The organism is Marinilabiliales bacterium, assembly GCA_007695015.1.
Lineage (GTDB): Bacteria > Bacteroidota > Bacteroidia > Bacteroidales > PUMT01 > PXAP01.
Genome location: REEN01000067.1, coordinates 1 through 17,268, shown reverse-complemented (window position 1 = coordinate 17,268; position 17,268 = coordinate 1). Strand labels below are relative to the sequence as shown.

General features: G+C 49.1%; 7 protein-coding genes. 1 reads left to right on the top strand and 6 read right to left on the bottom strand.

Annotated elements, in window-relative coordinates; translation table 11 throughout:
- Positions 1 to 103: 103 nt before the first annotated feature.
- The 5 genes from EA408_09870 to EA408_09850 all read right to left on the bottom strand — a co-directional run bounded on the left by EA408_09870 (position 104) and on the right by EA408_09850 (position 7,477).
- Positions 104 to 2,674 carry a zinc carboxypeptidase gene (locus EA408_09870; protein TVR70964.1) on the bottom strand — a complete coding sequence of 857 codons (2,571 nt, stop codon included), beginning with the start codon at positions 2,672 to 2,674 and terminating at the stop codon, positions 104 to 106.
- 54 nt (positions 2,675 to 2,728) lie between these two features.
- Entirely contained in the window at positions 2,729 to 3,823 is a 1,095-nt protein-coding gene (gene hydE / locus EA408_09865) for a [FeFe] hydrogenase H-cluster radical SAM maturase HydE (GenBank protein ID TVR70963.1), read from the bottom strand.
- A gap of 65 nt (positions 3,824 to 3,888) precedes the next feature.
- Positions 3,889 to 6,000 carry a M3 family peptidase gene (locus EA408_09860; GenBank protein ID TVR70962.1) on the bottom strand — a complete coding sequence of 704 codons (2,112 nt, stop codon included), beginning with the start codon at positions 5,998 to 6,000 and terminating at the stop codon, positions 3,889 to 3,891.
- Between the two features lie 219 nt (positions 6,001 to 6,219).
- Positions 6,220 to 6,783: a nitroreductase gene (locus EA408_09855; GenBank protein TVR70961.1), complete on the bottom strand. Its 564-nt coding sequence runs from the start codon at positions 6,781 to 6,783 to the stop codon at positions 6,220 to 6,222.
- A 31-nt stretch (positions 6,784 to 6,814) separates the two neighbouring features.
- Complete coding sequence (locus EA408_09850; protein ID TVR70960.1) at positions 6,815 to 7,477, bottom strand: oxidoreductase; 663 nt, start codon at positions 7,475 to 7,477, stop codon at positions 6,815 to 6,817.
- Positions 7,478 to 7,695: 218 nt separating this feature from the next.
- Between EA408_09850 and EA408_09845 the strand changes: the two genes are divergently transcribed.
- A complete protein-coding gene (locus tag EA408_09845) occupies positions 7,696 to 9,051 on the top strand; it encodes a tetratricopeptide repeat protein (GenBank protein TVR70959.1) in 1,356 nt (451 codons plus the stop codon).
- A gap of 54 nt (positions 9,052 to 9,105) precedes the next feature.
- Here EA408_09845 and EA408_09840 read toward each other — a convergent pair.
- A partial coding sequence (locus tag EA408_09840; protein ID TVR70958.1) for a hypothetical protein occupies positions 9,106 to 17,268 on the bottom strand: 8,163 nt, incomplete at its 5' end.

The following is a 17,268-nucleotide window of genomic DNA, read 5'->3' as shown; positions in this document are numbered from 1 at the left end:
AACCGCAACATGGGTAAAGGAATTAGTTTATCCTATCTCCCCATAATCTGCCCGAAAAACAGTGAATTTGCAAACAGCTTGTGTTTGTTTGAAATCAATAACCCTACCTACCCATAATCTGTCCGAAAAAGAGGGAGTTGGCAAACAGCTTGTTTGTGCCGAACCAGAACGCCCTGAAGTTGGGGTTGTGCATGAATGAGACGATGTTTCCCCTGCCCCTGGAGTTGATCAGTATACCTGCCGTGTTATCCAAATGGTTGCTGTAGGGTTCCCATACGTAGCCGCTTATAAGCGAGTTGCCGGTGTATAGCAGCGGGTTTGCAAATGGGCTGTCCTTATCCGGCTTTGCAGCGAGTGTTCCGGTAACATAGTAGGGCAGGTACCCGTTACGGTAGCCATATCCTACGGGGTGTGTTATATCCAGGCTGGTTTCGAAGATGGTGCCCGATATCCTTCTGGCCCCCCTGTATTCAGACCTTGTGCTGTAGGGCAGGAATTCAGGTTCTTCTGGCTGTTCCGGGGAAATGAACTCAATCGATGCAAATTCGTTCCTTTCCAGCCACCTGTTGGCCGTGCCGAAGGCTACTATGTTGCCTCCGGCCCTTAGCCAGCGGTTGAGTGATGCCTTACCGGAATCGTTTATTGCATTATAGCTGCCCGATACCATCACTATCGTGTTGTACCTGCTAAGATCCATTGAGTTGAGCCTCTCTATCTCAACCTTCGTTACAGGCATATTGTACCGCTGGTCGAGCAAATGCCACACCTCGCCGGCCTCACGGCTGTTGGTTCCCGATCCGATAAGCATCAGTATTTCAGGTTTTCGGAGGTTGGCAAAACTTCCGCTTCCAAGATGGATACCCTCTTGCGAAAAACTTGTTTCAACAGAATATATCTCTATACCTGCAAGCCGGGCTGCTTCACCGACCAGCCGGTAAACCTCTTCAGGAGTACAATCCTGTGCCATAACCTGCACCATGATGCTTCCGTAACCGAAACCGACCTCTCCTGCAGCAGATGTCTCAATCGAAAAGGGCGCTGTGGCAACTTTGGTGCGCAACCCGTTGTTCTGCAGATAATAGAGTGCTTTGGGAGCGTAGTAGTCGTCCCATCCAAACAGGTAGGCATTGTTTGTCATTCCTCCAATCAGACCTCCTTCGGGCCTGGCGGGGTTTTCAACTCTTGAGCCCTGCAGGCGGCCAAGATCGCGGGCTGAAGTTACCCTGCCGTAATCCATGTTGAATGCCAGCGGCTTGGTCCACGTCGACACATCATAGAAAAGGCTGTCTTCGAACTCCAGCACCTTCTCGAACACAGACATGATAAGCCTGTACTGGGGTTGCCTTACCGGTACGACCCAGGCCGAACCGGGTGAATATGTTTTGCCTTCAATACCGGCCGGCTCGTTTATTTCATACACTTCAATTTCATGGGTGGATAAAATGTCAAGCAGGTGATAGTTTTTGCCATGATCATAGCGGTCGCCAAAGATCCATGCATGGAAAGGTTCTGCAGCGGCTTCCTCCACAGCCGAGGTATAGAACCAACGCAGGTGATCAAGCAGTGTCTCCCTCATATTCAGTCCCGCTTCAATTGATGACAACGATACTACCACCTGGTTTTTGATTGTCTCGGCAAAGTCCATTATGCCATGGATGGTCTCCCTGCGGTGTCCGCGTGATGATGCCTGCTCGAAAAGTATGCCTATGCTGCCATGGACGTCAGGGTAGGTGGATCCCTTACCATAGTAGAAGTCATCGAAGCCCTGCTGTGTGTAGTAGACCTGCCCTATCTCGTCAAATGCCCTGGCGTGGTACATTGCAACCTCAAGGGTAAGATCATCCGTTCGTTGCGGGGTGCGGGGATTTACCCTTTCGGGGACGCCGGGTTGAAAGAAAAATGTTGAGTTGGAGCCGAACTCATGGTGGTCGGTATTGATATTGGGCATCCAGTTATGGTATGCCTTTATTCTTCCGTAGCTTTCGGGATGCTGCACCGGGAGCCAGTCCCTGTTCAGGTCGAACCAGTAGTGGTTGGTGCGTGACCCGGGCCATACATCATTGAATTCGATGTTGTTGGGATCGGGGTTGAGTGTGTGGCTCCTGTAGCGGTTAACCCAGCTCGCGAACCGGTCCTGTCCATCCGGGTTAAGCGACGGGTCGATAATTATGACGAGATTATCAAGAATTTCCCTCACTTTTTCTCCCTGTCCTGCAGCAAGATAATATGCAACCAGCGGCGCTGCGTTGTGTGCGCTCGGCTCATTTCCGTGAACACCGTAGCCAAGCCTTATTACCGCCGGCATTCCGCTTATCTCAATTCCGGCCGAAATATCCGGATCTGTCAGCGCCAGGTGGTTTTTTCGTATCTCTTCGAGGTTACGCTGGTTTTCCTCAGAGGTGATTACAAGGTGATATAGCGGACGTTGCTGGTACGACCTGGCATACTCATATATCATGGCCCTGCCGGACTTTTCAGCTATGATGTTCATATACTGTGCCAGCAAAGCATGGTTAATGTGCCATTCACCAACCTGGTATCCGAGGAACTCTTCAGGGGAGGGAATGCCCGGGTCATAGTCTGTCTCGGGAAGATAGTAGCCCAGGTCAAACTGTGCATCAACTCTTGAAATGGTAATCAGAAAAAGAAGGAGAAGAAGAGATATTCTGGTCATGGCATGCAAATGTTATGGTTAAAATTTGAACATGCCAATGTAGTAAAAATTTTTTTATCCGGTCTGCCCGCCCCGCCTGCGGGCATAGTGTTTTGAGTCGCCCCACTCGCCGTAACCGATCTCGTCGCCCGCCATATGTATCCTTGCTTCAAGGCATTTGGTGCAATCTTCAGCCTCCTCGTCGGTACATGGCTTGTTTTCGTAAAGTTTATAGCTATCCCTGTATTTGCCGGGTGTTATATTGGGCATTATCACATTGGCGCCAACCATCAGGGCCTTCTCCCTCCCCATCGGATCTATAGCCTGCATTGCGGTAGCTGCGGCTATGTTGATATCTTTCATCATGATCCGCAGCAGCGCAATAACCTTCATTGCCAGGTGGAAACGCTCTTCGGGAGGCAGAAGGCTCTTCCGGTAACTGAAGAGAGGGGTGTCCCGGTGCTCTATGTATGGTCCGAGCCCAACCATATCTATATCAAAGTCCTTCATGAAGATGATGTCGGCTGCTATATCTTCGATGGTCTGAAAAGGCAGTCCGACCATGATCCCCGTTCCGGTCTGGTACCCTATCTCCTTGAGCGATCTCAGGCATTCAATGCGCCTGTCATAATCGTGCCTGCCGTCATCAGGATGGATTTTCCTGTAAAGCTCTTTATTGGATGTTTCTATCCTGAGCAGGTAACGGTGTGCACCGGCACTGAACCAGCGCCGGTACACATCTTCCGTTTGCTCTCCGAGTGAAATGGTTATTCCGAGTTCGTTATTGCTTATTCTCTTTATTTCCCTGAGCAGCTTTTCAATCCGGTCGGTGAAGCCGGGACTTTCAATTTCGCCCGATTGCAGCACCACCGATGCATACCTGTTATCGTATGCAAACTTCACTGCATCGAGGATATCAGCGTCACCCAGGTTGTACCTTTTCAGGTTCCTGTTATCCCTGCGAATTCCGCAGTAGTGGCAGTTCTTGCCGCATATATTGGAAAACTCAACGAGTCCCCTGTAATATACCTTTTTCCCTACATGTTCTGCTTTCACCTCAGCCGCCCTGGCATAAAGGAGCCTGCGCTCTTCACCTTCTGTTTTGAGAAGAGCTGCAAGCTCCTGGAGGTTGTAATTATCCTTTTCCAGTAATTTTTCAATTCCGGTCATCTCTCTCTTTTCCTGTTTACGGGAACAGTACCAATAACCCTTCAGCGGCGATTTTGTTCACCGGTTTATCGTTCCATTAAACCCTTTTGGATGAGGAAAGGTTCAATCGATGGTTCATGACCCCTGAATTTGACATAGGCTTCCATACCTTCCCAGAGGTTGTTCTCGGCGAGAATGTATTTCCTGAACCTTTCGGCCAGCTCCTGGTTAAACAGGTCGCCCGATTCCTTGAAGGCCATGAACGCATCGGCATCGAGAACACCGGCCCACCGGTACACGTAGTATCCTGCTGCGTATCCGGTTCCGAAGATATGCCCGAAATAGGTTGTCCTCCACCTGGGTATGATCTCATCAGGCAATCCAATTTTGTTCATCGATTCCTTCTCAAATCCGATTACATCTATCTCATCGCCATGGTCGGTGGTGTGCCAGTCCATGTCCAGAAATGCCGAAGCCAGGTATTCAACATTCATAAAACCCTGGTTGAAATGCTCTGCCCTGCGAAGGCGGCTTATAAGCTCATCGGGAATAGGTTCGCCTGTTTCGTAATGTATTGCGTATGTCTTCAGCAGTTCCGGCTCCCCGGCCCAGTTTTCTAGTATCTGCGACGGAAGCTCCACGAAGTCCCTCGGCACACTCCGGGCAGTTCTCCTGTACCTGCCTTCGGCGAAGAAGTTATGGAGTGCATGCCCGAATTCATGAAAATAGGTGGTGGTCTCATCCCAGCTCAACATGGCCGGGCTTCCACCGGAAGGCCGGCTGAAGTTCATCACTATGGTAACTATGGGTGCGATCCTCTCACCGTTCTCCCATGCTCCTGACCGGTATGTACCGCACCAGGCACCCTGCCTTTTACCCGGACGGGGATGGGGATCGATATAAAGAATTCCCAGGTGTGAGCCGTCCCTGTCGAAAACTTCGAAGGCTTCGACCTCTTCGTGATATACAGGCACCTCAGGCCTTGGTTCGAAGGTCAGACCAAAAAGTTTGTTGGCAAGGGCGAAATTGCCTTCCCTCACATTCTCAATTGTGAAGTATGGGTTGACTTCGTCATCATCAAGCTCGTACATCTCCTGGCGCAGTTTTTCGGCGTAGTACCACCAGTCCCATGCCTCAATACTGTAACCGGCGCCTTCCCTGTCGGCTATAGCCTGCATCTGTGCCCGCTCCCTGTCGGCCCTTGCCACAGCCGGCTCCCAGACCTGGTGCAGGAAATCGTAAACATTATCAGGGTTCTCCGCCATCTGGATATCAAGGAAGTATTCGGCATAATTGTCGAAACCGAGCAGGCGGGCCATCTGCAGCCTGAGCTGCATCAGCTCTGCAAACAGCTCCTTGTTGTCGTTTTCGTTGTCATTGTTGCCACGCTCTCCATAAGCTGTCAGAACCTTTTCACGAAGATCCCTTCTCTCAGAATACTGCAGGAAGGGAAGCCTGCTGGGATTGTGCAGGGTAATTACCCATTTGCCTTCATGCCCGGCACGTTCGGCTGCCTCTGCAGCGGCTGAAATAACTCCCGGTGGGAGCCCTGCCAGATCATTTTCATCTTCCAGTACAAGCTCGAATGCATTGGTCTCTGCAAGCATGTTTTCACTGAGCTCCAGTGATACCATCGACATCCTTTCCCTCAGGCGGGCCAGCTCTTCGCGTTTATCTTCAGGCAGTGCCGCCCCGTTACGCTCGAAATCACGGTAATACATTTCGACCACCCTGAGCTGCTCAGCGTCGAGGTTCTTGTCAAACCTGTTTTCATAGACGGTTTGTATCCTGGCAAAGAGATCCTGGTTCATGCTTATCTCGTTGCTATGGGCCGAGAGTAGCGGAGTGGTCTCCCTTGCTATCTCCTGGAGACGGGGATTTGTCTCTGCACCGCGCAACCCGCCAAAAACAGGGTTGACTCTTCTGAGCAACCCACCGGCATTGTCATAAGCGACAATGGTGTTTTCAAAGGTAGGAGGCTCGGGGTTGCTTATTAATTCTTCAATCTCAAGCTTGTGCTGCCTGATGCCCTCCTTTATGGCCGGCAGGTAATGCTCATCGTCTATCCTGTCGAATGGCGGCGCCCCAAAAGGGGTGTCAAATTCAGATAGCAGAGGATTAACGTCTGGTGCCGGAGCCTGGCAACCAGTTACAAAAATAATGGTCAGTAAGACCGGTAAAAGCCATAGTTTCTTCATCTTAAATTGTTTTTGTGAAATATTGGTAGTTTTCCGGTTAATATTATTGTATCTGATCATGCAACTATAATTGACAAATTTAGCATTAAAAAAACATTTTGTCCCCCTTCAGACGGTCAAAACATTTAGTTATCAAATCATTCGTGATCATACAGCACCGTTTTCCAGTTGTTTATACGACCGTGGTTTCTGATTAACATTGCCAACTGCCCTTTTAGATCAATGATCCTGTTTCTTGTAGCTGTTGAACCGGATCACATCTTCAGGCTTTTTCCTGATCTTTTTCCGCTTTTTTCCTGCGGGGTATCCCAGGGTAATTATGAGCATAGGCCTTTTGTTTCCGGGAATTCCGAGCAGATCGCTGACCTTTTTCTCATTGAACCATCCCAGCATGCATGATCCAAGTCCCTCGGCGGCGGCCTGGAGACAAATATGGGAAGCAGCAATACCGAGATCCATAATTGTAAATTTCTTATCTTTTACCACCTCTCCAAACCTGCAGGTGATATTCGGTTTTTCAAGAACTATAGCAATCAGCACCGGAGCCTGTGATGTGAAATGGTTCAGCGGCAATACCCCTCCGCTGGTCTCTTTGGCAACTTTATTTTTTAGTTCAGGATCATCAACAACTATAAAGGTCCACGGTTGTGCGTTACAGGCAGATGGAGCAAGGCGCCCGGCTTCCAGGCAGCGCATCAGCTTCTCCTTTTCAACCGGCTTGTCTGAATATTTCCTGTCGCTTTGCCTCTCTTTTACCAGGCTTAGAAAATTAAAAGTTTTCATAATTAATGGCTTCGTAAACAAAGCCATATTTTCAGTTTTTGGTGAACAATTCAATCTCGTGTGATTCGAAAACGGTTTTACTGGTTGTAATATTGGCAAATTTCACCATTGCGCGGGCAACCCTTTCGGCATCAATAGGACGGTATTTTTTTAACTTCCCCCTGAAAACGAATTTAAGAGGCGCCATTACAAGCTTTCCCATCTCTTCGAAAAACCGGAACTCATTGCGTTTGCCCAACAACATTGAAGGCCTCAGGATCACGATCTTGTTGAATTTATGATGACGGACTGCATTTTCTGCTTCTCCCTTGGTGCGCAGATAAAAATTTGAACTTTCCGGGTTGGCTCCTATTGATGATATCATCAGAAAATTTGGGATTCCGTTCTTGCTTGCTGTTTTGGCTATAAGCGCAGGCCATTCAAGGTCCACTTTCCTGAAGTTTTCTTTTGTCCCTGCCTTTTTTATTGTGGTTCCAAGACAGCAGAACAGGTCGTGCCCGCTGATATCGTCAGAATAATTTTCAAGGTTATCCAGGTCTGTGTTTATAATCTGCAGTTTGTCGCTTTTTGCATCAGGGACCGATCTTGTGAACACCTTTACTTTTTCATACCTTTCATCCTGTATAAGTTTAGTGAGAAGGAGTGACCCTGTCAGTCCGGTAGCGCCAAACAGGATGGCGGTTTTTTTCTGCATAATACAATAGTTTAACAGTTCCCAAATGAACCAGCTTTTACAGTATAAATATAAGTAAAACCTCAGAAGCCGCGGATATTATATAACATATTGCATGCAATAACCGTATGAATTTTATGTTTGCAGCTCAATTTTTTTTAATGTCAGTATATAAAACTAGATTTTTCCTAAATTTGATTGACAGTAGAAAGACAAATTTACCTTAGAATAATCATTTTATGAGATCAGGAATAATCATACCGATTGTAGTTGCAGTGTTCATATTGCTTTTATGGTTTGCCAGGATACCCCTGGCTGACCATTATTACAAAAAGGGTCTGGAGTACCAGGACCAGGAGATGTATGAAGAGGCAGGGACCTATTTTGCCAGGGCAGTAAGGGTGAGGGGTGCCCTGACTGATGCCCGTTTCGGGCACGCCCTGAGCGAGGCAGCGCTGGGCAACCACCCTGGGGCAGTTGATCTTTTCACCATTATTACTGAAAGAGACAGCATGTATGCACCTGCCTGGTTCTACCGGGGCGTCTCTCAACTGGCCACAGGCGATTATGCCCTCGCGGCTGAGGATTTTACCCGTTCACTGAACCTTGATTATGAACCAGCAATTTCATATACCAACAGGGGTAAGGCATTCAGGGAACTGGGAGAGACCGGCAGGGCAATGAATGATTTTTCTGAAGCGATCGGAGCCGATCCCACTTACGGTCCGGCATGGTTTGAGCGCGGGGCATTGAAAGCCACACTGGAGGATTTTGAAGGTGCCGTGGATGATTATAATATGGCAATAAGGTATGAACCCGATAACCCTGAAGCATACAGGCTGAGGGGAGCCTCAATGGCCAGCCTTGAAAACTTCATTGCCGCCATTGAAGATTACGACCGGCTAATTGGCATGGATGCCGGATATGAAGGCCTGTATAAACAACGGGGGATATTCAGGCGCCGGATCAATGATTTTCCAGGGGCGGTCCAGGACCTTGACCGGGCGCTGGAATATGATCCTGACGATGCTGAGATATACTTTCACCGTGGCAGCTCCCTGGCAAACATGGGCGATCTTGACCGGGCCATGGAGGACTTTTCCGTCTCCCTGGACCTGGATGCAGGGAACGCAAGGGCCTGGCTGAACAGGGGACTTGTATTGCTGAGGAGGGGAGAGGCAGCCAGTGCCATGCGCGACCTGAACGAGTCAATAGCTTTGGACGACAACAATCCCCAGAGTTTCTACCTCCGTGGCACCGCCAGGGCCATGACAGGCGATTACCCGGGGTCGGTTACCGATTTTTCGCGTACTATAGCCCTGGAGGCCGATCATGCCATGGCCTGGTTTAACCGGGGCATTTCAAGGGGAATCATGGGCCTGCACGAGGAGGCGCTGTCAGATTACAACAGGTCACTGGAGCTGGATCCTGACAACCCGGGCGCCTACCATCAGCGTGCGGTGTCGAAAATAAACCTTAACGACATGCAGGGCGGCTGCGAGGATCTGCGCACAGCGGTGGAGATGGGGGTTGCCGAAGCAGAACCCATGTTAAGGATGTACTGCCGCGAGGGCGATAATATCATTGTAAGATAAACCCAACTCTATTCTCAGTTCAGTAATGAACGGCACTACATAACCCCTGAATAATCAGGTTTCCGGCGGTAACTCTCCCTCTCCCGGAGAATTGAAGGGTCCGGGATCACCCTGCCATTGCAGGTACGGATAGGTCTCACCTTCCTGGATGAACCAGATAAAGTTGAAGTCCCAGTCAATAAAAGTCCCCTGCATCAGCATCTCTTCGGTGGTTTTACCTTCAGCGCCTGCCAAGCCAAGGGTATTCCCCGAAGCTTCGGTATCCCAGTAACTGTTCACGATCACGCCCCCGTCATTATGACCCACCAGACCCATGGTAAAGTTTCCGGAGTCATCAACAGTCCCCACTGAGTAACAGTTGATTATTTCTCCTTCATTATAACCTGCCAGTCCCCCTGCTTCCCAGACACAATCATTATTGGTTGCTGAATAGGAGTTCTCAATTTTGGAATTCACCCCATTATGACCCACCAGTCCTCCTGCCCTCTGGTTACCGGTTATCCATCCGAAAGAGAAGGATTCTGTTATTGTTGCACCCTCATCGTTCAGTCCAACCAGTCCCCCATAAGTGTGTTCATAGATAGTTCCATATACGTCAGCGCCTGAGAAGGACCGGGTAATGGAGGCCATGGGACCGGTATTTGCACCTGCCAGTCCCCCAACAATAGAATCACCCGACACGTTCCCTGTAACCTTAATACCGCTTATTTCGGAATTCCTTGCTTCGCCAACCAGTCCCCCGACAAACCCCATCCCTTTAACATAAACATCCATTAGTTGCATATTGCTGACAGAGGCACCCTCAATCACCCCGAACAAGCCTCTGTAGCCTGTTTCTGACACCTCATCCCAGTAGATACTCAAAGAATTTATTGAAAAATCATCACCGTCATATGAACCGGTGAAAGGTGCAATATCGTCACCTATCGGCTCCCAGCCGTCATCTCCCTGCGTGTATGGGGACATGCTGAGATCGATGTCGGCAATCTGCCTGAAATATGCATCGGGCTCTGATCTTACATAGTAAAGATTAACGTCTGTTGCGACCAGGTATGGATCTTCTTCAGTTCCCTTTCCTCCTGCAAAATTACTAACACACCTGACCGAATGTCCTCTGTTCTTGAACCCGGATGCATGTGATACCTCCCCTTCGGTATAGCTGATCATATTGTAGTTGGCGTTATCCAAATCAAATTCTGAACTCCACCAGAAACCGTATAGTCCTATATCAGAGAAAGACCCCTGATTATCACGTTGTCCTCCCGGAAGTGCATTAAACCTGAACTCGTTGGTGCCAAACTGGTCTACATCATATTCCCACCTCGGATGTTCGTAAGTGCTGCATTCACCGTCGAGGGGTGAATCGATCTGGCGGCACGATTTAAGGGCATTTCCCACATTATTGTAATCATATTCCGGATAATTAATTACAATATATTCAATCATCTGCATCCATTCCTGTTCTGACGGCACATGCCATCCATCAGGGCACAGATTGCCGGTTTCAATGGCGTACCAGTTATACAGTGCGCCATATGCTGAAAGCATTTCTTCATCATTGTCTATACCGTCAACAGATTCATGAGGGAAGACTGTATATGCACCCTCAACGGCAGTGGACCAGCCGGCATCATCAAGTCCGGTTGTAATCTGGCTGTTGTCGCTGTAGCTTGTAACCCTCAGGTTCTTTGCCATCCAGACCTGGTCGCCTATTATGACAGTGGGGTAGAGGTTGCCGTCAACATCGCCAACGGTACCGTCATAAGTGGTAAAACTGACCTGGTTACCATATGCTGTCCCTTCACTGTTAGTAGCATAGGCCCTGACATAATAGTGTGTTCCGGGATCAAGGCCGGTGAGGTCAACAGTAAAGACACCAGTCCCGCCCTCGATATCTGATATCATGCCGTCATGCTCAAGGGGATCAGTTGTCGGGTTCTCCGTTATGCTCCATACCACACCCCTTTCGGTTACTTCGGCACCACCATCATCAATTACCTCGCCACCCGATGTCGCTGTTGAATGAGTTATTCCGGTAATCTCAGCAGTTGTGACCTCGGCCATAACAGGCTCATAATCGGCATAGTTGTGATCGGCCGGTTCTCCCTGCCACAGGAGGAACGGGTATGTTTCTCTCTCAATTATATCCCAGATAGTCACAAAATCCCACTCTTGGTCAAAAGTAGCTTTTTGTGTCATTTGTGCGGTTGTTTTGCCCTCACCGCCGTCACTCTCAGTTGTTCCTGAAACATCAATATCCCAGTAGCTATAGTTTATACTTCCACCACTATTATAACCTATCAAACCTCCTACATCAGAGCCAGACGCACCGATAATGCAAGTTGAATAACTGTTTTCAACTAACCAGGCATTGTGTCCTACCAATCCGCCAATATTAGAAAGTCCATTAACTTCTCCGGCAGAGTAGGAGTTAAAAATATCACCTGAGTTATAACCTGCTAAACCTCCGATATTATCACCTTCTATGTCAATAAATACATAAGCAAAAGAAGACTGAATTTCCGCCTGATTATGCCCTGCGAGTCCCCCGATATTATTTCCACCACTTAAAATATCAACAATTGCATAAGAAGAGCTTATGATTGCATCACTTGCATTTGTGCCTACCAGGCCTCCTATGTAGTTGCCGCCACTTAATCTGCCGGTAGCATAAGAATTTAATATTGATGAATTATAACTAAATCCTGCTATTATGCCTGTATTGTTATCGTCATTAATAACTTCTGCATCAACAATGGCCATATTATTGATTACACCATTCTCTATAATACCGAAAAAGCCTATATCTTCTTCATTTCTGTCAATAAACAGGTTGCTGATAGTATATCCATCGCCATCATAAGAGCCTGTAAAAGGACTTTCTGTGGAACCTATCGGCAGCCAGCCTTCTTCTTCACCGTCATTGTATGGAGAGCCACTTAGGTCAATATCAGCTACCTGCCTGAACCAGGCATCCAGGTAATTTCTCACATTATTAAGATGATAATCATTTTGCACCAAATAAGGTTCCGATTCAGTGCCTAGCCCACCTCCAAACTCATCCTCTGTTGTAAATTCAACCTGTCCACCATAGGCCGTTCCTACGGAGTTGATGGCGTAGGCCCTGACAAAATACTGTGTTCCTGGTGCAAGGCCTGTGAGTTCGCTTATAAACTCGGTGGTTTCTTCGATATACTCGTCCTCGGTGTAACCCTCGAAATTATCATCCATGTTTGGCTCCGTTTCGGTGCTCCATACCACTCCGAACTGGAACACTTCGGCTCCGCCGTCATCAATTACCTCGCCGCCGGAGGTGGCAGTTGACGAGGTGATCTCTGATATTTCAGCAGTGGTGACATCAGCAAGGACGGCATCGGTGGTGAACTCAAGCTCAATGCCGTAAGCCGTTCCTACGGAGTTGATGGCGTAGGCCCTGACAAAATACTGTGTTCCTGGTGCAAGGCCTGTGAGTTCGCTTATAAACTCGGTGGTTTCTTCTATATATTCATCTTCGGTGAAGCCCTCGAAATTATCATCCAGATTCGGATCAGCTTCGTTGCTCCATACAACTCCAACAGTAATAATTTCAGAATAACCATCATGCACGACCTCACCACCTGAAATTGCTGTATTTGTGGTAATATCAGTAACTTCATTGGTTGTAACTACCGGTATGTCACCTTTAATGCAGCGTATGGAGTAACCATCTTGTTTAAGTTCTCCATCCCTTTGCAAACCACCCATTGAGTTTACCTTGTGGTGGTACCAGGCAGCCCCTTCAACATAATCCGTAGAACTCCACCATCCGACATAATTACCTAAATGTTCGAATTCACCATCGCTGTATCTGAATCCGGAAGGAAGGGCGGAAAATCCAAAATTGTTGGTTCCAAAATGCATTTCATTGTAGCTCCACCTTGGATGTTCCGATGTAGTGCATTCTCCGCCAAAGGGAGAATTTTCCTGACGACAGGACATAAGAGCATTTCCAACATTTTCAGGGGTTATTTCCTCATAACCGGATACCAGGTAATCAATCAGCCCTGACCATTCATCATCAGCTGGCACCCGCCATCCGTCCGGACAGAGATTGCCGCTTTCAACGGTATACCAGTTATATAGTATTCCATAAGCATCTACCACCTCTTCTTCAGATTCAAGCCCGTCAATTTCCCCGAAAGGATAAATAGCATAAGCCCCTTCCACGGTGTTGCTCCAATCAGTGTTATTCAGTCCGCCAGGTATAGGTTCACCGGTCCTGTACTGTGTAACCCGCAGGTTCTCTGCCATCCACTCCTGGTCGCCTATTATCACTGTGGGGTAAAAGTTGCCGTCGATATCGGCAACACCATCGCCGGAAATTTTGTAGTCAGGCTCATAATCTGCATAGTTGTGATCGGCCGGCTCTCCCTGCCACAGGAGGAACGGGTATGTGCTGCCTTCAATAATGCCCCAGGTTTCAGCAAAGTTCCATCCCACGAAAGTTGATTCCTGAACCATTTGCTGAGTTGTCCTGCCTTCACCGCCGTCGCTCGTTTCCATGCCGGAAGACTGGGTATCCCAATAGCTTCCTGATATAACAGTCGTGTTACTGCCTGCAAATCCCCCGATGCTGATTTCGCCCCAGACCGGGCCCGTTGAATAGGAATTTGTTATCTCACCGTCACTATGTCCGACAAGTCCCCCGACTGCCTCAAATCCCGATACCGAGACCATTGAATAGGAGTTGTGTATTGAAGAACCTAATCCATGCGATCCAACGAGTCCGCCTACATGGACGTTGCCTTCGACAGTGCCGATTGAGTAGGATTCTTCAACCACGGCGCTGAACCCGCTGTTCCCTACAAGTCCCCCGACATACTGACCTGTACCGTTAACATCGCCTGAAAATGATGAAGCTGCTACCAGGCCCTGGTCGCCATGCGAAAGTCCGGCTACCCCTCCAAGTCCGCTATTCCCTGATATGACCCCTGAGACCCTTACATTACTGATCGTTGTGTTCTCGGCAAATCCTACAAGGCCACCCACATGATCGCTGCCATTAACGGAAACATTTTCGACGACAAGATCATGAATTACGGCGTTCTCTGTATAGCCAAACAATCCAACTTCATCTTCATCACTACGGTCGATTATCATATTGAAGATACTGTAACCCTGACCGTCATAATTCCCGGTGAAGGGTTCAGAGTAGGTGCCTAACGGGTTCCAGCCCCCTGTGGACCAGTCGCCATAAGGAAATTCGTCGAGGGAGATGTCACCCTGTTGCCTGAAATGGGCTTCAGGGAAAAGCCTTACATTGTAAAACTGGCCGGCTGTTGCAACTATGTATGGGTCTGCTTCGGTGCCCTCGCCGCCTTCAAAATACTGTATCTCACCCTTGACGCAGCGGACTGACTGTCCGAAATTCTTGCCTATAAAATGATGTTCAAGGTACCCTATATCTGAACGCAGTACATATTTAAAAGCTGCATCATGACCGTATTCATCCCTGGACCACCAATTGACCCGGTATCCGACTGCACCGATATTGTAATAGCCGTCACCATGACGCCAGCCACCCGGCAGACCCGAAAAACCAAAGTTGTCGGTTCCGAAATGGGTGCCAAGTGAGAACCAGCGCGGGTGCTGGTCAGTGTCGCATTCCCCGCCAAGGGGAGAATCTATTTGCCGGCATGATTTGAGGGCATTGCCAAAATTCCCTGAATTGATACCAGAATAGTTATCGAGCAGATGCGCGGTCAGTTCGGTCCAGTCCTCTTCGCCCGGCACACGCCATCCGGCAGGGCAGAGGTTCCTGCTGTCGTTAACAGCATACCAGTTGTAAAGAATTCCATAGGCAGCAACCATCTCCTCTTCTGAGTTGATACCATCTATCTCCTCATGGTTGAAAATGCCATAAGCTCCTTCAGTGGCTGCTTCCCAATCGAGATCATCTAATCCCGTGGGGATTGATGTGCCGTTATTATATCGGGTTACCCTGAGGTTCTCAGCCATCCACTCCTGATCGCCTATTATCACAGAGGGGTAGTGGTTCCCGTCAATATCGTCAACACCGTCACCACTGATCACGTATGAAGGTACCTCGAAATTGGCAAAGAGCTCGAAGTCTGATCCGGGCATGGTAAAGATGAACTCTGCCTGGTCTGACACCTCGTTGCCGCCATCATCGGTCCAGTTCACGAACACCCATGCCTGTCCGCCACTCGCGGTAACCTTTAGGGTCTCTCCCTCGATCAGGTAATAGGTTGCCGGCTGCGGTTTTATACTACCGTCTCCGTTGACAGCGAGTGTAAGGCTGTACTGTGTCTCGACCGTTTCGGCGAAATGTGCCACCACAGTTTCATCCTCTTCGAAGTACAGATAAAGCGGATTTTCGGAATACTCAATTTCTCCGACTATCCAGTGATCAAATACCGAGCCGGGGTTTGAGAAAGCATAGATATCTATTTCAACACCCCTTCCGGGGAAGTATACGCCCTCTTCCGGGTCGGTGTAGCCGTCGCCCTGAACCTGGAGGTCAAGAGTGCCGAAGTGGTAGTATGGCCCGATCCATGCGCCGCCGTCGGAGGTGTTGACACCGTCGGCATTCTGCCTTCCCCCGTATGTGTACATCCCGATCGATCTTTCCTGCAGAACCTGGCCGGGTACCGGGAAGTGCAGGGGAGTCCCCTTTTGCAGCATATCTGTGCGCCTCATATCATGAAAGTGTATCATCCAGCCGTTGTGGAACAGTTCGATGTATCTTTCATAGAATATGGCATCGAGCACTGCCTCCTCATCAGCATCAATATCGGGCAGGTTGCCCCTCGATTTACGAGGGTTCGAAAGGTCGTTCAGGATAGCTGAGGCACCCGGCACATCGCCGGTACGTGCAAGAGCCTCTGCCTTCATCAGTTCGTTGTCATAGACTCTCAGCTCAAACAGCGGCCCCTGTGATTCGCCCATCAGGTAACCCTCGCTGTTTGTTGTAGGAGGATCGTCATACCGGCTGTGCCGGTAATGCGAGAAATGCCAGCCGCCCCTGTCAGGATTGAAATTATTATGGGGCAGGAACTCGAAATCGGTCAGGAACCTCGTGTCTTCAGAGACCGATTCACCCGGCTGGAGTCCGTCATGTATCTGGGGTGGCGGAAGGGGCATCCCAAACCCGTCGGTTGGATACCTTACCGGTGCATCAGGATCGAGCAGGTTTATCACCCGCATATCAACCCTTCCCCAGCCAGGTTGGCGCAGGTACTTGATGTTCAGGTCAAACCATTTTCCACCATCAAAAGGCAGTCCATCACCAAGAGGAGCATAGTCAACCGTCAAACCGCCGGATGTGAAGTCAAGCACATCTGACCAGTCGTACAGACTCGTCCATCCCAGGTCTTCATTCTGAGCTTTTGTCCGCGCCCCCAACGCCAGGAAACGTGCAGCATATGAGCTTGCCAGTTCGCCAATAAACACGTTGTTGGCAACGATACCCGGAAGTGCGTCCTCATCCCATTCGAAAGTGTTTTCTCCCGCAATCTGAATGGCAGTCTCCAGGTCGGCAATTCCGGCCTCAATAACCTCGTTCCATGGCCGTAGCGTAAGGGAATGCGGATCATCATCGTGCATGGCTATGAAAGCCTGGTCGAACACCATCCCGAGCTGTCCCAGTGCCAGTCCCCGTTTCAGATACAACGTAGCCAGCGCCATTTCTCTATCTTCACCGTCTGCACCCACCTCTGCACCATCTTCAATTATCATGTAAAGCAGGTTATTAACCTTACCTATCACATTGTACATGCTGTTCCAGGTGTCCAGGGTCATACCGGCATATTCATACTCCGGATCGTTGTTCCACTCAATTCGTGGTTCATCAGACACATCCCGCCATCCGAAGTTGCCCCAGCTTACCGTTGTCTGGTCAGCCGCTGCCTGTGCAGTCAGGCCTATATTGTATGTTTTGAGGCCCTTCCAGTAAAGGTTGAAGGTATTTTTTACAATATCTGCAATTTCAACATCAGCATAGTTATGTTCCCCGGGTTCAGACTGCCACTGCAGGTAGGGGTAGGTCTGAGCCTCTTCGATACTCCATATCTCGTTGAAGTCCCAGTTAATAAAGGTCCCCTGCATTGTCATCTCTTCTGTGGTCCTTCCAGTACCCCCCTGGCTGAACTCCAGTCCGCTGGACTGCATATCCCAGTGGCTGTAAGAGACACTTTCGTTGTTGAACCCGATAAGTCC

Coding starts and splice junctions, on each gene's coding strand:
- EA408_09870 (TVR70964.1), bottom strand. CDS start 2,674: ATGACCAGAATATCTCTTCTTCTCCTTCTTTTTCTGATTACCATTTCA.
- hydE (TVR70963.1), bottom strand. CDS start 3,823: ATGACCGGAATTGAAAAATTACTGGAAAAGGATAATTACAACCTCCAG.
- EA408_09860 (TVR70962.1), bottom strand. CDS start 6,000: ATGAAGAAACTATGGCTTTTACCGGTCTTACTGACCATTATTTTTGTA.
- EA408_09855 (TVR70961.1), bottom strand. CDS start 6,783: ATGAAAACTTTTAATTTTCTAAGCCTGGTAAAAGAGAGGCAAAGCGAC.
- EA408_09850 (TVR70960.1), bottom strand. CDS start 7,477: ATGCAGAAAAAAACCGCCATCCTGTTTGGCGCTACCGGACTGACAGGG.
- EA408_09845 (TVR70959.1), top strand. CDS start 7,696: ATGAGATCAGGAATAATCATACCGATTGTAGTTGCAGTGTTCATATTG.